Source organism: Belnapia sp., from assembly GCF_059504005.1.
In genome coordinates, this window is record NZ_JCACHU010000182.1 from 168,426 (window position 1) to 189,426 (window position 21,001).

The following is a 21,001-nucleotide window of genomic DNA, read 5'->3' on the forward strand; positions in this document are numbered from 1 at the left end:
GTCCGGGCGAGCAGGCTGCCCCGCCCCGTGTTGCCATATCGGTCGAGCCTGCCCCGGCAAACTGGCCGAGGCGTCCGGGTGCAGGTCGGGCGCCATGCTGGCTCATGGCGACGCGGGATGGTTGGGGCGCCAGGATTCGAACCTGGGAATGGCGGTACCAAAAACCGCTGCCTTACCGCTTGGCTACGCCCCAGCGGCGGCGCACTGGATAGGGCCGGCGCCTCGCCGCGTAAAGCCCCAAGCGCCTCATCCGGGCGGGTGGCATGGCCCGGCCGCGCGCCACCACGCCTGGGGCAGCGTCGGCGCCGCCGCCTCCGCCGCGGCCGGCGTGGCGAAGAGGCCGAAGCAGGTCGCCCCGCTGCCGCTCACCCGCGCCAGCAGGCAGCCGGGCAGGACGCGCAGCGCCTCCAGCACCGCGGCCACCGGCGGGCAAAGGCCGATCGCCGGCGCCTCAAGGTCGTTGCGCAGCGCTGCCAGGTCGCGCGCCATGGTCGCCGCATCGGGCCAGGCGGCGGGCAGCGCGGCGGGCGGGGTGAAGCCCCCCTGCCGAGCGCGGAACACCGCCGGCGTCGCCAGGGCGAGGCCGGGATTGACCAGCAGCAGGCCGCAGCCCGGCAGCGCCGGAGCCGCGGAGAGCACCTCCCCCACCCCCAGCATCCGCATCGGCCGGGAGGCGAGGCAGACCGGCACATCCGCCCCGAGCCGGGCCCCGATCGCCGCCAGCCGCGCCTCGCCGAGGCCGAGGCCCCAGAGCCGGTCGAGCAGCCGGAGCGCCGCCGCCGCATCCGCCGAGCCGCCGCCGATGCCGGAGGCGATGGGCAGGCGCTTGGTGAGCCGCAGCGCGGCCCCCGGGGCGATGCCCGCCGCCTCCGCCAGGGCGCGCGCGGCGCGGAGGACGAGGTTGTCCGCCTCAGCCGCCAGCCCGGCGCCGAAGGGGCCGTCAAGGGCGAGCGACAATCCCTCCGCCGGCTCGGCCGCGACCTCATCCGCCGCCGGGCCGAAGACGGCGAGGCTGTCGAGCAGGTGGTAGCCATCCGCTCGCCGCCCAGTGACGTGCAGGTAGAGGTTGACCTTGGCGGGCGCGGGCTCGGCCGGCATCAGCGCTGCGCGGTGGAGGCGGGGTAGCCCGGCAGGCCCTCGCGCAGCTTCTGCTGGATCTTCGGCACCTCGGCCGGCTCGGGGTCGAGGGCGAGCGCCCGACGCCACTGGAACTGCGCCTCCCGCTGCCGGCCCGAGGCCCAGTAGGCGTCGCCCAGATGGTCGTTGATGACGCTGCTGCGCGGCTCCAGCTCGACCGATTTCTCGAGCCAGGTCACCGCCTCCGGCAGATTGCCAAGGCGGAACAGCACCCAGCCGAGGCTGTCGGCGATGTTGCCGTCCTGCGGGCGCAGCTCCGTCGCCTGCAGCAGCATGGCCTTGGCGCGGTCGAGGTTCTTGCCCTGCTCGGCCCAGCTGTAGCCGAGGTAGTTGAGCACATAGGGCTGGTCGGGCGAGAGCTCGAGCGCGCGGAGCAGGTCCGCCTCCGCCGCCGCCGCCTGGCCGGAGCGCTCGCGGGCGATGCCGCGGGCATAGAAGAGGGGCCAGTCCGCGGCATCCACCGGCCCGCTGCGGGCCAGCGCCTGGTCATAGGCCTCCGCCGCCTCGGCGAAGCGATCGTGCCGGCGCAGCAGGTCGCCGAGCCGGGCCGGGGGCTGCGGCAGGGTCGGGTTGGCGGCGGCCAGCCCGCGCAGCAGCGCCACCGCCTCCTCCGTCCGGCCCAGCTTGTCGAGCAGGCCGGCGCGGCGGAGCGCGACCACCGGCGCCAGCGGGTCGTCGGCGGCGATCTGGCCGAGCGCGGCGAGCGCCGGCTCCGGATGGCTCTGGTCGCCCAGCGTGTCGGCCACCAGCACCAGCGCGGGGGCGAAGCCGGGCCGGAGGCGGAGGGCGAGCTGCGCCAGGATCAGCGCGAAGTCGTTGGAACCCTGGCCGCGCAGCGCGCTGGCGAGCGCGGTATAGGCCTCGGCGATGCCATCCGTCGGCGAGGCGACGCCGCGGGCGGCCAGCGCCAGCCGCCGGTTGGCCGGGGCGGCGGCCAGCGCCGCATCCTCGCCGGTCGCGACCACCTCGTCCATCAGCCGGTTCGCCTCCTCGGTGCGGCCGGCGCGGCTCAGCACCCCGGCGGCGAGCACGGCGAGGCGCCAGGGCGCCTGCGGCTGGTCGGCGATGGCGAGGCGGGCCAGCCGCTCCGCCTCGCGCGGCTTGCCGGCCAGGTCGGCGATGAGGGCGGCGTGCAGCGCGTTCAGGGCGCGCAGCCGGTTGGCCTCGACCAGCGGGCGGAGCGTCGCCTGCGCCTGGTCCACCTGGCCGCGGCCGAATTGCACCCAGGCGAGCAACACCGGCTGCAGCACCTGCACCGGCCCGCTGCGGCCGATGGCGCGGAGGCGCTGTTCCGCCCGGTCCCAGCGGCCGCCCTGCACGTCGCCGCCAGCGAGCAGCAAGTTGCCGGCCGGGTTGTCCGGCAGGCGGCGGGCAAGGCGGTTGGCCTCGGACCGGCCGTCGAGCAGGGCGGCGAGGAAGGCCCGGTTCAGCACCTCCGGCTGGTCCGGGTCGGCCTTCAGCGCCTCCAGCAGCGCGTCCGCGGCGGTCCTGGTATCCGTCTCGGCGGCGGCGAAGCGGCCGGTGAGATAGGCGCCGAAGGCGGGCTGACCGGCCGGGCCGGAGGCTCCGCGGGGGCCGCTGGCAGCGCAGGCGGAGAGGAGAGCGGCCGCCAGGAGGGCGAGCCGGGACGGGGGACCGGGAAACTGCATCGGCCGTGAGGCTAGAGCAGAATGCTGCGGAGCGATATCGCCGCGTCGCCGGCCGCTCAGGGCAGCGGCGCGGTCCGGTGGAGGGTCACGCGCAGCCCGCCATGCGGCACCGGAGGCCCTGGCGGGAGGAAGGGCAGGCCGGTCGCATGGGCGAGCCTCGGCTCGCTGGCGACCAGCCCGACGCGCCAGCCGGCGAAACGGCTCCGCAGCACCTGCCCCATCGCGCGGTAGAGCGGCAGCAGCGCCTGCCGCTCGCCGATCCGGCTGCCATAGGGCGGGTTGATGACGACAAGGCCCGGCCTCTCGTCGGGCGGCGCGATCTCGCTGATCGTCGCCTGGCGGAATTCGGTGATGCCGGTGACGCCGGCGCGGGCGGCATTCGCCTGGCTCATCCCGACCGCGCCGGCATCGCGGTCGCTGCCGAAGCAGCGGGCGGCGGACTCGCGCTCGCTGCGGACCGCCCGCATGCGGGCCCAGGCCTCGGCATCGAAGGTGGCGAGCCGCTCGAAGGCGAAGTGCCGGTTGCGGCCCGGGTTGAGCCTTGCCGCGATCTCCGCCGCCTCGATGACGAAGGTGCCGGAGCCGCACATCGGGTCGAGCAGCGGCTCGGTGCCGTCGAAGCCGCATTGCTGCAGGAAGAGCGAGGCCATCGTCTCCCGCAGCGGCGCCGGGTTGATCGCCTCCTTGTAGCCGCGCTTGTGCAGCGGCTCGCCGGAGGTGTCGACGCTGAGGGTGCAGAGGTCGCGCTCGATCCGGGCCCGGACCAGCACCCCGCCCGCCTTCGCCAGCGGGGCGCCGAGCGTCTCGTGGATGGCGGTGGCGATCCGCTTGGCCGCGGCGCCGCTGTGGTAGATGCGCGAGCCGCTGCAGCTCGCCTCGACCCGGACGGGCACCTCCGGCCGCAGCAGGCCAGCCCAGGGGACACGGCGGGCGCGGGCATCGAGCTGGGCGAGATGGGTGACGGGGAAGGCGTCGATCCGCGCCAGCACCCGCCCGGCACCGCGGATCCAGAGATTGGCCCGCCAGACCTCCGGCCAGCCGCCGCGGAGGACGACGCCGCCCGGCACCGCCCTCGGCTGCCTGAACCCCTTGCCCTGCACCTCGGCCAGCAGCGCCGGCTCCAGCCCCGGCGCCGTGGCGAGGAAGATCTCGAAGCCGCCCCCGGCCGTCATCGCGCCCGCATGGGGGCGGCGCTCATGACAGGACCGGCCGCGGCCGCAGCGCCTCGGGCGAGGGCAGTGATTCGAGCGCCAGCCGCCGCCGGGCCAGCCAGTCGAAGAACCCCTCGCCGGGCCCGGCCTGCCGCGCCAGCCAGTCGTGCAGCAGGGGCAGGGCGCATTCCGGCAGGCTTTCCTGGCCGGCCAGCGCCGCCTCCTCGATCCGCGCCCGGGCGGCGCGGAGGCGCCGGCCCCAGCCCTCGCCCATGCGCTGCGGCAGGGGCTGCCAGCTCGCCTCCTCCGCCACGGTGATGCGGTCGTCGAGGCGGCGGGCGAGGACGGGTCGGATACGCTCCAGCCCGACCGGCAGGCGGAAGCCCTCCGCCGCCAGCGCCTCGGCGAAGCGGCCGCTGAGCGCATGCAAGGTGCCGTGGAGCCGGCCGCCCCGGCGCAGCCGGGCCCGCCGCGCCGCCACCTGCCGGCCCGCCGAGGGCAGGGCGGTCGCCGCCTCGGCCACCGGCTCGACCGCCAGCGCGGCGGCGAGGGCCTGCAGCGCCCCCGGCCCGACCGCGGCATGGTCCTCGACGAAGACATGCATCGCCGCCTGCGGCCGGAGCGCATGGATGTACTGGTTCCAGGCATTCGCCCAGTCGCCCTGCGGCAGCGCATAGAGGCGGAGGCCCGCGGCCGCCGCGCCCAGCCGCCAGGCCAGCGCCGCCGCCGCCTGCTCGTCGCCCCGCAGCAGCACGGTCACCTGCGCATCGCGGCCCGCGGCGGCGCGGCGGATGGCGGCGAGGCATCGGTCGGGCCGCGCGGCCTCGCCCTGGGTGAAGAGGACGAGGCTCCAGTCGCAGGCATCGGTGGCGGTGGTCATGGGCTACCCCGGTTGGACGGCACGCAATCCGGCTGGGACATATTGGCCAATTGCGACCAAGCCAGGGCAGGCCGGCCCGCTGCATCCCGGCCTCCGGCTCCCTATATTGGGCGCAAGCATCGGGAAGGAGGCTGCGATGAGCGGCACGGAACTGGCAACCCTGGGCGGCGGATGCTTCTGGTGCCTGGATGCGGTCTATCGCGACCTGCGCGGCGTCTCGCAGGTCGTCTCCGGCTATGCCGGCGGCCATACCGAGAACCCGACCTACGAGGAGGTCTGCGGCAAGAAGACCGGGCATGCCGAGGTGGTGCAGGTCACCTTCGACCCGGCCGAGCTCTCCTATGCGGACCTGCTGCGGGTCTTCTTCACCATCCACGACCCGACCACCAAGGACCGGCAGGGCGCCGATGTGGGGCCGCAGTACCGTTCCATCATCCTGACCCACTCGCCGGAGCAGGCGCGGATCGCCGCCGAGGTGATGGCGGAGATCGGCGCGAGCGACATCTGGGACGCCCCGCTGGTGACCGAGGTGCAGCCGCTCGACCGCTTCTGGCCGGGCGAGGTGGAGCACCAAGACTACTTCGCCCGCACCCCCGGGAGCGGCTATTGCCGCATCGTCATCGCCCCGAAGGTCGCCAAATTCCGCAAGGCCTATGCCGACCGGCTGAAGCGCCCGGCAGCGTAAGGAGTCCACGACATGTCCCTCTTCCGCAAGGAAACCGCCCCCGAGGCCGACTACCCGGTGCAGAAGACCGCGGCCGAGTGGCGCGCCAGCCTCTCGCCCGAGGCCTATCGCGTGTTGCGCGAGCACGGCACGGAGCGCCCGGGCAGCAGCCCACTCAATGCCGAGAAGCGCCCCGGCACCTTCGTCTGCGCCGGTTGCGGCACGCCGCTCTTCGAATCGGGCACGAAATTTGAGAGCGGCACCGGCTGGCCGAGCTTCTTCGCCCCGATCGAGGGCAATGTCGGCACCACCACCGACCGCAGCTTCTTCATGACGCGGACGGAGGTGCACTGCGCCCGCTGCGGCGGCCATCTCGGCCATGTCTTCCCCGACGGGCCGGCGCCGACCGGCCAGCGCTACTGCATGAACGGCGTCTCGCTCCGCTTCGAGCCCGTTTCGGCCAAGGGTTGAACGACTATCAACTTGCCATTTACCGAGCCGCGCTGAATTCCTGGGTCATCCCGTCCTAAGGCATTCCAGAATGCGGCTCTTGCCCGCGGCTCTCGCCCTCGCCCTCGCCCTGCCCGGCCTCGCCCGGGCCAACCTGGTCTACGTCCTCAACTCGGCCGATGCCTCCATCAGCGTGGTGGACAGCATCAGCCGGGAAGAGGTGCGCCGCATCCCCGTGCTGCGGGAGGTGCACCACCTCATCCTCACCCCCGACCGCCGCGAGCTGATGGTGGGCGATTCGGGTGGCAACGAGCTGCTCTTCCTCGACCCGGCGACGGCCGAGGTGACGCGGCGCGAGCGCTTCAGCAACCCCTACCACATGGAGCACAGCCCGGACGGGAAGGTCCTGGTGGTGACCAGCCTCCGCCGCGACCAGGTCGACATCTACGAGGCCGGGAGCCGCACCCTGCTCGCCCGGCTGAAGGTGCCGGACAAGCCGAGCCACCTCGCCTTCTCCCCCGACAGCCGGTTCGCCTACATCACCCTGCAGGGCGCGCGGCGGCTGATGGCGATCGACCTTGCGGAGCGGAAGCCTGCCTGGTCCGTCGAGGTCGGCTCCCAGCCGGCGGGCGTGATCTGGAACAACGGGCGGCTGCTGGTCGGCATCATGGGCTCCGACCACGTCGCGGTGGTCAACCCGGCCGAGGCGAAGGTCGAGCGCACCGTCTTCGTCGGCCGCGGCGCCCATACCATCGTCCCCGCCCCCGATGGCCGGGCGCTCTACGTCACCAGCCGCGTCGACAGCCGCATCACCCTGCTCGACCCGCAGACGCTGGAGCCGAAGGCGCGCTGGGACATCCCCGGCGGGCCGGACTGCATCGCCTTCGACCCGGAGGGCAGGCTCTGGGTCACGCTGCGCTGGATCGCCAAGGTCGCGGTGGTGGATCCGGCGACGGGCCAGGCGGAGACCATCCCCGTCGGCCGCTCGCCGCATGGCATCTTCGTCCAGCCGCGGCGGGAGGCGATGGCGCCTGCCCCGACCGCCGGCCTGGCCAGCCCGCGCCCGGCGACCCTCGCGGCCGAGCCGGAGGACCTGCAGAGCGAGGCCCCGGTGCAGCCCGCGCGCGCGACCCCGGCGGCGCCGGCGGCCGTCCCCGCCGTCGTCACGCCGCAGCCCGCTGCGCAGCCGCCGGCCGAGGCCGCGTCCTGGTGGCGGCATTGGCTGCGGCGGTGAGGCGGCGGGCGCTGCTCGGCGGGCTCGCTGGCCTGCCGGCCACCCGGGCCTGGGCCCAGCAAGCCTGCGGCGGCACCGTCTACCTCACCATCGACACCGGCTGGAGCCGCGAGGCGGAGGAGATCGCCGCCATCCTCCGCCGCCGGGAGGTGCGCGCCACGCTCTTCCTCGCCGACGAGCCCACCTTCCGCGGCGACCGCACCCTTGACGACAGCTGGGCGCCCTTCTGGCGTGCCCGGGCGGCGGAGGGCCATGCCTTCGCCAGCCATACCTGGCGGCACTGGTATTTCCGTGCCGACCCGGGCCCGGGCCAGGTGCGCTACGCGAACCGCACCGGCCCGGGCAGCGAGGTGCTGGACCAGCGCGCCCTCTGCGCCGAGCTCGAGCGCCCCATCGCCCGGCTGCGGCAGATGGCCCCCGAGGCGCGCATCCTGCCGCTCTGGCGCGCGCCGGGCGGGCGGACGACGCCCAATGCCATCGCCCTCGCCGCGGCCTGCGGCCTCCGCCACCAGGGCTGGACGGCACGCGGCTTCTGGGGCGACGAGCTGGACAGCGCCGCCCATCCGAACGCTGCGCTCGCCCGCCGCGCCATCGCCGATACCCGCGACGGCGAGGTGGTGGTGGTGCACTGGGGCATCCGCAGCCGGCAGGACCCCTTCGCCCATGTGCTGGAGGAGGTAATCGCCGGCCTCCAGGCGCGGGGCTTCTGCTTCGCCACCCTGCCGCCGCAAGGCCGAGCCTGAGAGAGATGGACGCCCTCACCACCGCCTGGGCCGGCCTGACCGGCTGGCTCTTCGAGACCCTGGTGCAGCCCGCCTTCTATGCCCTCGGCCTGATGGACTGGGCGGAGGAGGCCTATGACTGGCTGGATTTCGGCCTCTACGGGCTGCTGACCATCGCCATCGTCTACCTGGTCTGCCGGCCGCTCGAGGCCTGGCGGCCGGTGGAGCCGGTCGCCGACCGCCGCGCCGTCCGCACCGACATGGTCTACACCTTCCTGGCCCGGCTCGGGGTGCTGCCGCTCGTCGCCTTCGTGCTGCTCGCCTCGCTGCAATCCCGCTGGGAGGGCTGGCTGACCGAGGCCGGGCTGCTGCCGCCGACGCTGGAGGAGATCTTCCCGCCGCTCCGCGCCGCGCCGCTGCTCGCCTTCCTCGTCTACGTGGTGGTGCTGGATTTCGGCGAGTACTGGCGCCACCGGGCGCAGCACGGCCTCCGCTGGTGGTGGGCGCTGCATGCCATCCACCATGCCCAGCGGCAGATGACCTTCTGGACCGATGACCGCAACCACATCCTGGACGATGTGCTGGCCGCCCTCTGGTTCGGCGGCATCGCCCTGCTGATCGGCGTGCCGCCGGGGCAGTTCCCCTTCATCCTCCTCGTGCTGCGCCTGGCCGAGAGCATGAGCCACGCCAATGTCCGCCTCAGCTACGGCCGGGTGGGGGAGCGGCTGATCGTCTCGCCGCGCTTTCACCGGCTGCACCATGGGGAGCTCTCGGCGGGCGCGACGGGCAAGAACTACGCCGTGCTGCTGCCGGTCTGGGACTGGATCTTCGGCACCGCCGACTGGAACCGGGGCGCCTATCCCCGCACCGGCGCCCCAGGCATGGAGGAGGCGATGGCGACCGGCGGCTGGCTCCGGCAGCAATGGGCCGGCTTCCGGCGCGTGGCGCTGGCACTCACCGGGCGGGACTGAGCTGCTCAACTCTGCGTGCAGTGTATCGATGCCGCGCCGTCCCCCCGCAGTATCGTGTGTTCTGCCACGAAAGGAGTGCACCCCTGTCCGTTCCTGCCTTTCGATCGCCAGCCTTCGCCGGCTGGGTTCGCCCGGGCGCCGCTCTGGTCATCGCAGCCACCTTCCTGGCCGTCGCCTTCGTGCCCGGCCTCGGCGCCGCGCCGCGGATGCTGGTGCTGCTCGTCCCTGTGGTGCTGGCTTCCGCCGGGTTCGGGCTGGCCATCGGACTGGCCTGCGCCACGCTCGGCTTCGCGCTCATCCTCTGGCAGGATTTGCGGGCGGCTGGCGGCATCGGCCTGGATGCCTTCATCGATGCTTTCCTATGGTTCGCCGTCGCCAAGCTGACCGCCGCCCTGATCGCGACGCAGCGCCGCCAGCTCCGGCGCCAGGCCGCGGCGCGGCGGGAGGCCGAGATGGCGGCCAACCAGCAGGGGCTTCTGCTCGACGAGATGTCCCATCGCGTCCGCAACGACATGCAGCGGCTCATCGGCATGCTCCAGGCCCAGGCGCGCACTGAGCCGCAGGCGGCGCAGGCGCTGCAGCGTGCGGCCGGGCGGGTGCAGGTGCTCGGCCGGCTGCACCAGCGGCTGTCCCGCCGGGCGGAGACGGCGGTCGTCGACAGCAAGGTCTTCCTCGACGGGCTGGTCGAGGACCTTCGCATCGGGATCGAGCCGGGGCGGCCCATCGCCCTGACGGTGACCGCCGAGCCGCATTCCCTGCCGCTCGCCATGGCGGCCGATCTCGGCCTCGTCGTGAACGAGCTCGTCACCAATGCGCTGAAGCACGGCTTCCCGGGCAGCCGCAGCGGCGTCATCCGCGTCGCCTTCGGGCGTGACGACGACGTCTACAGCCTGGTCGTCGCCGATACCGGCATCGGCCTCGCCGGCGAGGAGCCGCGCCAGGGGACCGGGCAGCGGCTGATCCAGGCGCTCGCCGCGCAGCTCGGCGGACGCATGAGCCTTGTCGGAGGCGAGGTGGGCGGGACGCAGGTGAGCCTGGTTTTCCCCGTGCAGCGGCCGGAAGGCGGCACGCCGCTGCCGGAGGCGCCGCCTTCGCCCCCACCCCTGGCGGCCACCGGTACCGGGGGCGATACCGGCCGCTGAGCGGCGCGGCTATGCTGCCGTGCCCCCTGCCGGAGACGCCCGCCCCCGATGCATCGCCGCCACCTGCCGACCGCCGCAGCAGCAGCAGTCTTCGCCCGGCTCCGGCATGGCGCGCCGCTCCCGCCGGCGGCGCCGTCGCTGGATGCCGTCCAGCGCCTGCGGGGCGGCGTGGCGCACCGCCTGGCGGCCGGGCAGGAGGCGCAGCGCGTCACCGGCAGCTCGGCCCCTGCTGGCCCGACCGGCCGCATGCCTGTCATCCACGGCAATGGCGCGGGGCGGGGCGACCGCGGGCGCTTCACCCAGGCCCGTGTTCTCGGCCAGATGGAGAGCTGCGACCTGAAGACCGATGGCTGGCGGCGCCAGGCAGTGGCCGCCGTCCGGATCGGCGGCTGGATCCACGTGGCGGGCGGCGCGGTGCAGCCCCCGGTCCACGACGCTTCCACCCTCGCTTGACCCCCTACGACGCCCTCATCCTCGGCGCCGGCGCCGCCGGGCTGATGGCCGCGATCAGCGCCGGCCGGCGCGGGCGGCGCGTGCTGGTGCTCGACCACGCGCCGGAGGCGGGGCGGAAGATCCTCATCTCCGGCGGCGGGCGGTGCAACTTCACCAACCTACATTGCGCGCCGGACCGCTTCCTGTCCGCCAACCCGCATTTCGCCCGCTCGGCGCTGGCGCGCTACACGCAGCAGGACTTCGTCGCGCTCGTGCAGAAGCATGGCATCGCCTACCACGAGAAGACGCTCGGCCAGCTCTTCTGCGACGGCTCGGCGCGGGCGATGGTGGCGATGCTGCTGGCGGAATGCGCGGCGGCGGGGGTGGAGCTGCGGCTCGGCCTGCGCATCACCGGCGTGGAGAAGGCCGAGGAGTTCCGAGTCTCCACGGAGGGCGGCGACGTCGCGGCGCCCGCCCTCATCCTGGCGACGGGCGGGCTGTCCATCCCGAAGATGGGCGCGACCGGCTTCGCCCATGACATCGCCCGCCGCTTCGGCCTGCCGCTGGTCGCGCCGCGGCCGGGCTTGGTGCCGCTGACCTTCGAGGGCGAACCGCTCGCGCTGATGCGCCCGCTCTCCGGCCTCGCCCTGCCGGCCATCGCCCGCTGCGGCAAGCGCGCCTTCCCCGAGGCAATGCTCTTCACCCATCGCGGCCTCTCCGGTCCGGCGATCCTACAGATCTCCTCCTACTGGCGGGAGGGCGAGGCGATCGCCCTCGACCTGCTGCCGAAGATTGACGCGCCGACCGTGCTGCGCGAGCGCAAGCGCGCCCGCCCCAAGGCCGAGCCGAAGACGGTGCTCGGCGAGCTGCTGCCCGCGCGCCTGGCCGCGGCGCTCGCAGAGGCGCATCTGCCGGCGAAGCCGATGGCCGAACTGCCCAACCGTGCCCTCGACGGGCTCGCCGCGCTGCTGAAGCGCTGGGAGCTGCGCCCGGCAGGGACGGAAGGCTATGCCAAGGCCGAGGTGACGCTCGGTGGCGTCGACACCGCTGCGCTGTCCTCCCAGACGATGGAAGCGAAATCGGTCCCCGGCCTCTTCGTCATCGGCGAGGCGGTGGACGTCACCGGCTGGCTCGGCGGGTATAATTTCCAATGGGCCTGGAGCAGCGGCTGGGTCGCGGGCGAGGCCGTGTGACTCGGGGAGAGTTGACCGCAACGGGGGGCTGGCCTCCCCGGACTTTCGCTCGCGCCCTGTGTCAGCCAGGAGCATCCGAATGGGGGGTGAGCCGCAGCACCCGGTTCTCGATGCGGCCGACGAGAGCGCCGTGCTGCGCGGCGGTCTCATCCTTGATGCGGGACCACTCCGCATCGGCCATGAAGCCTGCCCAGCGCGCCGTCATCGCGGCCTCGTCCGGCCAGCGGAGCAGATAGGCGAATTCCGGCCCGGCCTCGCCGCGCGCTTCCCACATCGCCAGGATGTCGAAGCCGTGCCGGCGCATGATCCGGGCGGCGTGGTCGCGGAAGCGCGCATGGAAGGCGGCCTTGTTGTGCTCGAAGATCTCGTAGATGCGCAGCTGATGCACGGGGGTTGCTTCTATAGCGGCGGCTGCGACATCGCCAGCCTTTGGGCGGCGCGGCGGAAGTGCAGCTCCTCCGCCACCGCCACGAACTGACGGAGCAGCCTCAGGTCGATCGCGGATGCCGGGTGCGGGGCCATGACCCGATCATGGCCGCCCGCGCCGGCAGCGGCCACCGGCATGGCCGGCCATGCGCCGGGGAAGCGCCCAGGCCCGCCTCACCCACCAAACCCGGACAGCAGCCAGTCCGCCGCCGGCTTCAGCACCAGCCCGGCCACCGCGGTCAGCGCCAGCGTCTGCACCACGCCGAGCCTCATCCGGAACAGCGCCACCCCCGCCAGCACCGCCAGCAGCAGCGCCAGCGGGTCGAGCGTCGCCAGCACCGGCACCTCCAGCCGCATGGGCCCGAGCGGCACCTCGCGGATCACGCCGAACAGCACCCGCAGCCCGAACCACAGCGCCAGGTTGGCGATGACGCCGACCACCGCCGCCGTCACCCCGGCCAGCGCCCCCTTCAGCCGCGGCACGTCGTGCAGCCGCTCGACATAGGGCGCGCCGAGGAAGATCCAGGCGAAGCAGGGCGCGAAGGTCACCCAGACCACCAGCAGCGCCCCCGCCGTGCCGCCCGCCAGGTAGCCGACGAATTGCAGCACGAGGATCAGCGGCCCCGGCGTCGTCTCGGCGAGGCCGAGCCCGGCCAGCATCTGGTCCGCCGAGAGCCAGCGATAACCCTCCACCGCCTCCTGCGCCACATAGGCCAGCACGGCATAGGCGCCGCCGAAGGTGACGACCGCCATCTTCGAGAAGAACCAGGCGAGGTCGCCGTAGAGGCCACCTGCCTGCATCAGCAGCACGACCGGCCAGAGCCACATCGCCAGCGCCGCCAGCCCCGCCCGCCGTGCCGAGGCGCCCATGCGGGGGATGCGCCCCGGCTCCGCCGCGATCAGCGCATCGAGGAGGGCAGGGGGGCCGTCCTGCGCCCGCCCATGGCCGCCGGCGGCGAAGGCCTGCGGCATCAGCAGCCCGGCCAGCGCCGCCGCCAGCACCACCACCGGGAAGGGCAGGCCGAAGAGGAAGAGCGCGGCGAAGGCCGCTCCCGCCAGCAGCCACGGAATCGTCCCCTTCAGCGCGCGCCGCGCCACGCGCAGCAACGCTTCCACCACCAGCACCAGCACGGCGCATTTCAGGCCGAAGAACAGCGCGGCGACCAGCGGCACCTCGCCGAAGGCGACATAGATGGCCGAGAGCGCGAGCATCACCAGGGCGCCGGGCAGGATGAAGAGAAGGCCCGCGGCGAGGCCGCCGCGCACGCCATGCATCAGCCAACCGAGATAGGTGGCGAGCTGCTGCGCCTCCGGCCCCGGCAGCAGCGTGCAGAAATTCAGCGCATGCAGGAAGCGGGCGTCGGAGACCCAGCGCCGCTGCTCCACCACCTCGCGGTGCATAAGAGCGATCTGCCCGGCGGGCCCGCCGAAGGAGAGGCAGCCGATGCGCAGCCAGACGCGGAGCGCCTCGGCGAGGCTCGGGAAGGAGGCAGGCGGCATCAGGGGGTCCAGGGGCTCGGGAGGGGCCCCCATAGCCGAGTTGCCGGCGCCATGCACCTCGGCTGCCTCGCCGCTCATGCCGCCTGGCCCTGCCTCCCCGCCGTCGCGCCCGGGGCCGCGCGGCAGGGACCGGCAAGGCTGGCCGGGAGCCGCCGCGGATCGGCCCCGGCCTTCTCCGGCAGGTGCGGATCGATAACGACGGGCGCTTCGGGCATGCCGACCAAGGCAGGCAAGCCGGGATGATGGTGCTGGGCGAAGCCATGACGCGTCCACTCCTGACGGCGGACGCGGTCATCGGGCTTTCACCTCACGGGGTGGTCGCGGTACCCCTGGCCCCACGGGCGGCCGGGGTACCGCGCCCTGTCAGGCGATCAGGCGACGCTCGGCGTGCCGCCGGCCAGCGGGTCGTTGGCCGCGACGGGGGAGGCGCTGATCTGGTCGGACTGCGCGCCGCTGTCCGGCCGCGGCGGCGCCAGCGTCGGCATCCCGCCCAGCGGCTCCGACTTCATCGTCGTGAACTGGTTCTTGCCGTCGATCGAGGCGCCCTCGGTCCAGCGCCCGGCCGGCACCTGGCCGTCGATGCGATGGCCGAAATAGGCGTAGGAGAACTGGCTTGCCTCCTGCTCCTGCGGGAAGCTGTTCGGGATCGGCAGGTTCGCCGTCGACCCGCCCAGCTCCTCGATCACCGCCAGCCACTGCTGCTGGTGCATGGTATCGCGGGCGATGAGGAAGGAAAGCATGTCCTTCATCCCCGCATCGTCGGTCATGTTGTAGAGCCGCGTCGCCAGCACGCGCCCGGTCGCCTCGGCGGCGACATTGGCGTACATGTCGGCGGCGATGTTGCCGCTGGCATAGACATGACTCGCATTGAAGGGCACGCCGTTGCAGTTCTCGGGCGTGGCCGCGAGGCCGGTCGAGAGGATGTGGCGCATGTTGATGCCCGACAGCACTGCGCCCGCCACCGGGTCGGCCGCAGCCTCCTCCTGGAAGGAGAGCGGCGCGCCCTCGAGGTTCAGCGCGACGGCCGTCGAGAGCATCTCGATATGGCCGATTTCCTCAGTGCCGGTGTTGATCAGCATGTCGCGGTACTTCTGCGGGCCGCGCGAGCCCCAGCCCTGGAACAGGTACTGCATCATCACGCGGATCTCGCCCTCGACGCCGCCGATCGCCTGTTGCAGGGCGCGGGCGAAGACCGGGTTGGGCCGCTCGACGCGGACGGGATATTGCAGCTTGCCATCGGTATAGAACATCTGGATCTCCAACGGGGTTGGTACCCACCGAACCGATGGCACCGGCATGGGTTCGGGCCGAGCCCGGCAACGAGCCCCGCCTCTCCGCCTTCCGTGAAGCGCCCATGGAAGTCCCCCGTGCAAGGCGTACGCTTTCGGCCTATCGCTCAGGGTGCAAAAGGATACCGCCGATGACCAAAGAAGAGCTGACCGCCTGGGCGATGTCGAACGGCTGGGTGATGATCGCCGGCAACCCGAGCCTCACCAAGCCCTCCTCGCCGAAGGAAGCGATCGTGCGCATGGTGATGAAGGCGACGGTCGTGCATATCGAGGTGAAGAAACCCGCCGGCAAATGGGAGAAATTCACCGGCGAGAGCTATGCGAAGGTCACCGCGGACGAGGAGACCGGCATCCCGCTCGGCCTCGGCCTCGACACGATCCCGGGCTTCCGCATGCTGATGCAGGAGAACCGGGACCGTGCCGTCTTTGCGAAGATGACCGGAAAAGGTTGAGCGCTACTCCGCGCTCGCCTCGTCCAGCGCCGCCACCTGCGCCGGGCTGAGGCCGAGCACCGTCGCGCCGAGCAGGTCGCCCAGCTGCTCGAGGCTGGTGGCGCTGGCGATCGGCGCCGTCACCGCCGGCTTGGCCAGCAACCAGGCGATGGCCACCTGCGCCGGCGTTGCCGCCGTCTCGCCCGCCACGGCGTCGAGCGCCGCCAGCACTTTATGCCCGCGCGGCGTCAAGTACTTGCCCATGTTGCCGCCGCGCTTGCTCTTGCCGAAATCCGCCTCCGATCGGTACTTGCCGCTGAGGAAGCCCGAGGCCAGCGCATAGTAGTTGATGACGCCAATGCCCTCCGCCTGGCAGAGCGGCCCGAGCGCTTCCTCGAAGACCTTGCGGTCCATCAGGTTGTAGAGTGGCTGCAGGGTCTCGTAGCGCGGCAGGCCCTCCCGGGCGCTCACCTCCAGCGCCTGCTTCAGCCGCGGCGCCGAGTAGTTGGAGGCGCCGATCGCCCGCACCTTCCCCGCCTTGACGAGCTCAGCGAAGGCGCCGAGCGTCTCCTCCAGCGGCACCGTCTCGTCGTCCTTGTGCGCCTGGTAGAGGTCGATGACGTCGGTCTGCAGGCGGCGGAGGCTGGCCTCCACCTCCTGCATGATCCAGTCGCGCGAGAGGCCCTGGTCGCCCGAGCCCATCTTCATGCCGACCTTGGTGGCGATGACGACCTGGCTACGCTTGCCGCTCGCCTTCAGCCACTCGCCGATGATGGTCTCGCTCTCGCCGCCCTGGTGGCCGGGCGCCCAGGCGGAATAGACATCCGCCGTGTCGATGGCGTAGAGCCCGGTATCCACCAGCCGGTCGAGGATGCGGTGCGACTGGGCCTTGTCGATGGTCCAGCCGAAGACATTGCCGCCGAACATCAGCGGCGGAACCTTGATGCCGGACCGCCCGAGGCTGCGCTGTTCCATCACCCGTCTCCCCTTATGCGGGAAGGAGCATGGTGTCAGCCCCCGGGGATGTCAGCCCTTCATCAGCCCGGCCGCGGTCAGCGCCTTGCGGATCACCCCGCCCGGGTCGATCGAGTCGAGCTTGATCCCGCCTAGGGTGAAATCCTCCCCCGCCGGCTGCTCGGCCTGGTTTCCGTCCTGGTCGATGACCCGGCCGGGGACAGGACGGCTTGCCGGGCGCGCCTGGCCCTGCGGCCGGCGTGCCGGTTGCTCCACCGGCAGCCCGAAGAACTCGGCGATGGCGGCGGTGGAGCCGATCCCCGCCTGGAGGAAGAAGGGCCCTGCTTGGCCGATGCCGCTGCCATCGAGCGGCACGCCATGGGCCATGCCGGCGATGGCATGGTGCTCGAGCACCACCCGCCCCTCGGCATCGCGCCAGGCCAGGGCCCGGTGCGCGCCGCTGCCGGACTGGATTGGCGCCCCGGTGGTGCCGTGCAGCGCCGCCCATTGCCGGACGAGCTGCTCCGCATTGGCCGGCCGCACGGTGGTATCCGCATCGCCCTGCCAGATGGAGACGCGCGGCCAGGGCCCCCGATGCGGCGAGGCGGCGCGGACCAGCGCTGCCCATTCGGCGGCCGAGCGGGGCTTCCCGCTCGCCATGGCCTCGAAAGCCTCCGGCATGCTGGCCGCGGCGCCGAAGGGCAGGCCGGCGATGATGGCGCCGGCGGCGAAATCCTCCGGATAGGTGGCGAGCAGGTTAGCCGCCATCGCCCCGCCGGCCGACAGCCCGGTGACGAAGACCCGCTTCGGGTCGATCCCCCGCGTCGCCACCATGTGCCGGATGGCGGAATGGATGGAGGCGACCTCGCCCTGGCCGCGGGTGGAATCGCCCGGCTCGAACCAGTTGAAGCAGCGGTTCGGGTTGTTGGCCTGGCGCTGCTCCGGCAGCAGCACGGCGAAGCGCCCGGCCTCGGCGAGCGCCGTCCAGCCGGTGCCCGCGGCATAGCCGGCCGCGGTCTGGGTGCAGCCATGCAGGGCGACCACCAGCGGCGCGCCCTGGGGCAGGCCCTCCGGCAGGTAGGCGAGCATGCGGACGGAGCCGGGGTCGGCGCCGAAGCCGGCCAGCTCGACGAGGTCGTCCGCCTCCGTCGCGGCGCCGGCCGCGGCGCTCATCCTGGCCTGCTGCTGGCGAACCAGGTCGGACAGGCGGCTGCGCATCTGGTTCAAAGGCTGGTCCTTTCGGGCGGTGAAGCGGAATGGCCCGCATCTCTTGCGACCCCAGCGTGCCGGTGCGGCCCTGGTTTCGCTGCACTGCAACATAAGTCTCGGCAGACCCGCATTCCAGGCTGCAACGCTTGCTTGTCATGAACGTTAAGGGAACACGACCGCGAGGAGCAACGCCGACCATGACCGAGAACCCGAAGCGCGACCCGGAGCCCGGCTCCAACACCATCAAGGACCCGGATGACTGGACTACCGGCGACCAGAAGATGACCGGCGCCCAGGCCAGTTACTTGAAGACCCTCAGCGAGGAGGCAGGCGAGGAATTTGACCCGGAGATGACTAAGGCCGATGCCTCCCGCCGCATCGACGAGCTCCAGGCCAAGACCGGCCGGGGCACGTAACCACCCCGCTTGTCCGGAGCCATCCCCCCATGCTTAAGCAGGGGGGATGATCCCGGACAGGCCCTCCACCAGCCGATGAGCCCGCTGAATGCGCGACGGCTGGCGAATTTCCGTGCCAACCGGCGCGGCTGGTGGTCCTTCTGGATCTTCGCCGCGCTCTTCCTCGTCACCCTCTTCGCCGAATTCATCGCCAATGACCGGCCGCTGGTGGCGCGGGTGGATGGGCAATGGTTCGTCCCCGTCCTCGCCGACTATGCCGAGAGCGACATCCTCCCCGACGGCCTGCCGACCGAGACGGACTGGCACGACCCGGCGCTGGTCGAGGAGATCGCGCAGCGCGGCGGCTGGATGCTCTGGCCGGCCATCCCCTATTCCTACGCGTCGGTGGTGCGCGACCTCGGCCGGCCGGCGCCCTCGCCGCCCTCCGCCCGCAATTGGCTCGGCACCGACGACCAGGCGCGGGACGTGCTGGCGCGCGTCATCTACGGCTTCCGCATCTCGGTGCTGTTCGGCTTCACCCTGACCATCCTCGGCTCCGTCATCGGCGTCGCGGCGGGGGCGGTGCAGGGCTTCTATGGCGGGCTGACCGATCTGCTCTTCCAGCGCTTCATCGAGATCTGGTCGGGCATGCCGCAGCTCTTCCTGCTGATCATCCTGGCCAGCATCATCCAGCCGAGCTTCTGGGTGCTGCTGGTCTTCCTGCTCGCTTTCTCCTGGATGAACCTGACGGGGGTGGTGCGCGCCGAATTCCTCCGCGGCCGCAACCTCGACTATGTCCGCGCCGCCCGCGCGCTCGGCGTGTCGGACACGCGGCTGATGGCGCGGCACATCCTGCCGAATGCGATGGTGGCGACGCTGACCTTCCTGCCCTTCACCCTTTCGGGCAGCGTCACCATCCTTGCCTCGCTCGACTTCCTCGGCTTCGGCCTGCCGCCCGGCTCGCCCTCGCTGGGCGAGCTGCTGAGCCAGGGCAAAAACAACCTCCAGGCGCCCTGGCTGGCCTTCACCGGCTTCATCGTGCTCGGCGGGGTGCTGACGCTGCTGATCTTCATCGGCGAGGCGGTGCGCGACGCGCTCGACCCGCGCAAGCTCCCGGGCGGCGGCCGATGACGGCGCCGCTGCTCTCGGTCGAAAACCTCACCATCGCCTTCGGCGCGCGGCCGGTGGTGCGCGGCCTCTCCTTCACCCTCCGCCGCGGCGAGACCCTGGCGTTGGTCGGCGAGAGCGGCAGCGGCAAGTCGCTCTCGGCCCTCTCCACGCTCCGCTTGCTGCCGCCTGCGGCGCGCATCCTCTCCGGCCGCATCACCCTCGACGGCACCGAGGTGCTGGGTGCCGATGAGCGCGCCCTGCAACGTTTGCGCGGCGGCGTGGCGGGGATGGTCTTCCAAGAGCCGATGACCTCGCTCAACCCGCTGCACGGCATCGGCCGTCAGGTGGGGGAGGCGGTGACGCTGCACCGCCTGCTCGCCGGCGCCGCGCTGCGCGCCCGGGTGCTGGAGCTGCTGCACCGGGCCGGCCTGCCGCGCGCCGAGGAGCGCCTCGCCGCCTACCCCCACCAGCTCTCCGGCGGCCAGCGCCAGCGGGTGATGATCGCCGCCGCCCTCGCCAACGATCCGAAGCTGCTGATCGCCGACGAGCCGACCACCGCGCTCGACGTCACCATCCAGGCGCAGATTCTCGAGCTGCTCGCGAAGCTCAAGGCGCGGCTCGGCATGGCGATGCTGCTCATCACCCATGACCTCGCCATCGTCCGCCGCCATGCCGACCGCGTGGTGGTGATGCGGGATGGCGAGGCGGTGGAGCAGGACGCTGCCGCCGCCCTCTTCGCCAGGCCGCAGCACCCCTACACGAGAATGCTGCTGGCCACCCAGCCGCAGGGCCGCCCGGCGCCGGTCGCCCCCGGGGCCCCGCTGGTGGCGGAGGCGGATGAGCTGCGCGTCCACTTCCCCATCCGCCGCGGCCTGCTGCGCCGCCAGGTCGGGGCGGTGAAGGCGGTCGACGGCGTCTCGCTCGCCGTGCGCGAGGGTGAGACGCTCGGCCTCGTCGGCGAGAGCGGCAGCGGCAAGACGACGCTCGGCCTGGCCCTGCTGCGGCTGGAGGGGAGCGAGGGCGCCATCCGCTTCGAGGGCCAGGACATCCAGCCGCTCTCCCGCCGGGCGCTGCGGCCGCTCCGCCAGCGGATGCAGATCGTCTTCCAGGACCCCTATGGCTCGCTCTCGCCCCGCCTCTCCGCCGGCGAGATCATCGGCGAGGGGCTCGAGGTGCACGAGCCCGGGCTCACCCTGGCCGCGCGGCAGGCGGCCGTCGCCGGCGCGTTGGAGGAGGTCGGCCTCGACCCCGGCATGGCGCAGCGCTACCCGCACGAGTTCAGCGGCGGCCAGCGCCAGCGCATCGCCATCGCCCGCGCGCTCGTCCTGAAGCCGCGCCTGCTGGTGCTGGACGAGCCGACCAGCGCGCTTGACGTCACCGTGCAGGCGCAGGTGGTGGAGCTGCTGCGGGCGCTGCAGGCGCGGCACCGCCTGGCCTATCTGTTCATCAGCCATGACCTGCGCGTGGTGCGCGCGCTGGCCCACCGCATCATCGTGCTCAAGGACGGCCGCGTGGTGGAGGAGGGCGAGGCGGAGCAGCTCGCCACCGCGCCACGCGAGCCCTATACCCGCGCGCTGATGGCGGCGGCATTCGACCTACGCGCCGAGGCGGGAGCATGACGGAACTGGAGCGGCTGCGCGCCCTGACGGCGTCCGGGCAGGTGAAGCTCGGCGTGCATATCCGCCGGATGAACTCGCCAGGCAGCCCGGTTTATCGCACGCGGGAGAACGTGGCGCCGGCGGCGGTCATCCTGCTTCTCTCCTTCGGGGCCACCGTGCTGGTGCATTTCTATCTCGGCGCCGCGGTGCTGGCGGCCGGCTGCTGGTGGTGGCTGGCGAGGCATGTGCCGCAGGTGAAGGACGGTGTCTTCGACCGCACCGCCGCGCTGGTGCTCGCTGATGAGCGCCACTTCGATCTCTGGTGGTCGCAGGGCGTGCTGAGCCTCTACGCGCGCCTGGCCGATGGCGAGGAGCGGGCGGCGACCCCGCGGCAGGACTGGCGCGCCTGGATCCGCGCCCTGCCGGACGGGCTGCAGATCCTCGAACCGAGAGGGAATTAGGCG

The 21,001-nt window shown here is 72.7% G+C and carries 22 protein-coding genes, 1 tRNA gene and 1 pseudogene; 13 read left to right on the top strand and 11 right to left on the bottom strand.

From position 1 onward, the window contains the following. Nucleotides 1–118 precede the first annotated feature (118 nt). The 5 genes from AC5JJ1_RS29250 to AC5JJ1_RS29270 form a co-directional block, all read right to left on the bottom strand. Nucleotides 119–193, bottom strand: a tRNA-Gln gene (locus AC5JJ1_RS29250). 53 nt (nt 194–246) lie between these two features. Further along, a complete protein-coding gene (locus tag AC5JJ1_RS29255; RefSeq protein WP_495788640.1) occupies nt 247–1,098 on the bottom strand; it encodes a 4-(cytidine 5'-diphospho)-2-C-methyl-D-erythritol kinase in 852 nt (283 codons plus the stop codon). After that, nucleotides 1,098–2,786 (bottom strand): tetratricopeptide repeat protein, encoded by a 1,689-nt coding sequence (locus AC5JJ1_RS29260; protein WP_495788641.1) that lies wholly within the window; start codon nt 2,784–2,786, stop codon nt 1,098–1,100. The genes AC5JJ1_RS29255 and AC5JJ1_RS29260 overlap by 1 nt, the downstream gene beginning before the upstream one ends. 56 nt (nt 2,787–2,842) lie before the next feature. After that, nucleotides 2,843–3,958, bottom strand: a complete 1,116-nt coding sequence (locus tag AC5JJ1_RS29265; protein WP_495788642.1) for a THUMP domain-containing class I SAM-dependent RNA methyltransferase — start codon at nt 3,956–3,958, stop codon at nt 2,843–2,845. A gap of 22 nt (nt 3,959–3,980) precedes the next feature. After that, entirely contained in the window at nt 3,981–4,817 is an 837-nt protein-coding gene (locus AC5JJ1_RS29270) for a hypothetical protein (RefSeq protein ID WP_495788643.1), read from the bottom strand. Between the two features lie 136 nt (nt 4,818–4,953). On the opposite strand from AC5JJ1_RS29270, the gene msrA reads away from it, so the two are divergent. From msrA to AC5JJ1_RS29310, 8 genes are all read left to right on the top strand, one after another. Further along, nucleotides 4,954–5,502 carry a peptide-methionine (S)-S-oxide reductase MsrA gene (gene msrA, locus AC5JJ1_RS29275; RefSeq protein WP_495788644.1) on the top strand — a complete coding sequence of 183 codons (549 nt, stop codon included), beginning with the start codon at nt 4,954–4,956 and terminating at the stop codon, nt 5,500–5,502. A gap of 12 nt (nt 5,503–5,514) precedes the next feature. Beyond that, the gene (gene msrB, locus AC5JJ1_RS29280) at nt 5,515–5,952 is read left to right on the top strand and encodes a peptide-methionine (R)-S-oxide reductase MsrB (protein ID WP_495788645.1); all 438 of its coding nucleotides are present in this window, start codon (nt 5,515–5,517) and stop codon (nt 5,950–5,952) included. Between the two features lie 70 nt (nt 5,953–6,022). Continuing rightward, nucleotides 6,023–7,165, top strand: coding sequence for a YncE family protein (locus AC5JJ1_RS29285; RefSeq protein ID WP_495788646.1), 1,143 nt, complete (start codon nt 6,023–6,025; stop codon nt 7,163–7,165). Beyond that, complete coding sequence (locus tag AC5JJ1_RS29290; RefSeq protein WP_495788647.1) at nt 7,141–7,908, top strand: polysaccharide deacetylase family protein; 768 nt, start codon at nt 7,141–7,143, stop codon at nt 7,906–7,908. The genes AC5JJ1_RS29285 and AC5JJ1_RS29290 overlap by 25 nt, the downstream gene beginning before the upstream one ends. 5 nt (nt 7,909–7,913) lie before the next feature. Then, a complete protein-coding gene (locus tag AC5JJ1_RS29295) occupies nt 7,914–8,858 on the top strand; it encodes a sterol desaturase family protein (protein ID WP_495788648.1) in 945 nt (314 codons plus the stop codon). A gap of 179 nt (nt 8,859–9,037) precedes the next feature. Next, entirely contained in the window at nt 9,038–10,000 is a 963-nt protein-coding gene (locus AC5JJ1_RS29300; RefSeq protein WP_495788649.1) for a sensor histidine kinase, read from the top strand. A 48-nt stretch (nt 10,001–10,048) separates the two neighbouring features. Further along, nucleotides 10,049–10,453, top strand: coding sequence for a hypothetical protein (locus tag AC5JJ1_RS29305; RefSeq protein ID WP_495788650.1), 405 nt, complete (start codon nt 10,049–10,051; stop codon nt 10,451–10,453). After that, entirely contained in the window at nt 10,450–11,625 is a 1,176-nt protein-coding gene (locus AC5JJ1_RS29310) for a BaiN/RdsA family NAD(P)/FAD-dependent oxidoreductase (protein ID WP_495788651.1), read from the top strand. Before AC5JJ1_RS29305 ends, AC5JJ1_RS29310 begins: the two co-directional genes overlap by 4 nt. A gap of 61 nt (nt 11,626–11,686) precedes the next feature. On the opposite strand, the gene AC5JJ1_RS29315 is transcribed toward AC5JJ1_RS29310, so the two are convergent. The 4 genes and pseudogenes from AC5JJ1_RS29315 to AC5JJ1_RS29330 form a co-directional block, all read right to left on the bottom strand. Beyond that, entirely contained in the window at nt 11,687–12,013 is a 327-nt protein-coding gene (locus AC5JJ1_RS29315) for an NIPSNAP family protein (protein ID WP_495788652.1), read from the bottom strand. Nucleotides 12,014–12,027: 14 nt separating this feature from the next. Next, a pseudogene (locus AC5JJ1_RS29320) lies at nt 12,028–12,147 on the bottom strand (LysR family transcriptional regulator); the annotation flags it as partial. 78 nt (nt 12,148–12,225) lie between these two features. Beyond that, on the bottom strand, nt 12,226–13,551 hold the full coding sequence (chrA, locus tag AC5JJ1_RS29325; protein WP_495788653.1) for a chromate efflux transporter: 1,326 nt from the start codon (nt 13,549–13,551) through the stop codon (nt 12,226–12,228). 371 nt (nt 13,552–13,922) lie between these two features. Then, the gene (locus tag AC5JJ1_RS29330) at nt 13,923–14,801 is read right to left on the bottom strand and encodes a manganese catalase family protein (RefSeq protein WP_495788654.1); all 879 of its coding nucleotides are present in this window, start codon (nt 14,799–14,801) and stop codon (nt 13,923–13,925) included. Nucleotides 14,802–14,971: 170 nt separating this feature from the next. Between AC5JJ1_RS29330 and AC5JJ1_RS29335 the strand changes: the two genes are divergently transcribed. Then, entirely contained in the window at nt 14,972–15,292 is a 321-nt protein-coding gene (locus AC5JJ1_RS29335; RefSeq protein WP_495788655.1) for a hypothetical protein, read from the top strand. A 3-nt stretch (nt 15,293–15,295) separates the two neighbouring features. Here AC5JJ1_RS29335 and AC5JJ1_RS29340 read toward each other — a convergent pair whose 3' ends face one another. Together AC5JJ1_RS29340 and AC5JJ1_RS29345 are read right to left on the bottom strand one after the other, a co-directional pair. Then, nucleotides 15,296–16,246, bottom strand: a complete 951-nt coding sequence (locus tag AC5JJ1_RS29340) for an aldo/keto reductase (protein WP_495788656.1) — start codon at nt 16,244–16,246, stop codon at nt 15,296–15,298. Nucleotides 16,247–16,297: 51 nt separating this feature from the next. After that, entirely contained in the window at nt 16,298–17,443 is a 1,146-nt protein-coding gene (locus AC5JJ1_RS29345; protein ID WP_495788657.1) for an extracellular catalytic domain type 1 short-chain-length polyhydroxyalkanoate depolymerase, read from the bottom strand. 188 nt (nt 17,444–17,631) lie between these two features. On the opposite strand from AC5JJ1_RS29345, the gene AC5JJ1_RS29350 reads away from it, so the two are divergent. The 4 genes from AC5JJ1_RS29350 (at nt 17,632) to AC5JJ1_RS29365 (ending at nt 20,998) form a co-directional block, all read left to right on the top strand. Next, on the top strand, nt 17,632–17,850 hold the full coding sequence (locus tag AC5JJ1_RS29350) for a DUF3072 domain-containing protein (RefSeq protein WP_495749972.1): 219 nt from the start codon (nt 17,632–17,634) through the stop codon (nt 17,848–17,850). Nucleotides 17,851–17,925: 75 nt separating this feature from the next. Beyond that, a complete protein-coding gene (locus AC5JJ1_RS29355; RefSeq protein WP_495788658.1) occupies nt 17,926–18,960 on the top strand; it encodes an ABC transporter permease in 1,035 nt (344 codons plus the stop codon). After that, entirely contained in the window at nt 18,957–20,558 is a 1,602-nt protein-coding gene (locus AC5JJ1_RS29360) for an ABC transporter ATP-binding protein (RefSeq protein ID WP_495788659.1), read from the top strand. The genes AC5JJ1_RS29355 and AC5JJ1_RS29360 overlap by 4 nt, the downstream gene beginning before the upstream one ends. Further along, complete coding sequence (locus tag AC5JJ1_RS29365) at nt 20,555–20,998, top strand: hypothetical protein (protein ID WP_495788660.1); 444 nt, start codon at nt 20,555–20,557, stop codon at nt 20,996–20,998. The genes AC5JJ1_RS29360 and AC5JJ1_RS29365 overlap by 4 nt, the downstream gene beginning before the upstream one ends. The last annotated feature ends 3 nt before the right edge of the window (nt 20,999–21,001 follow it).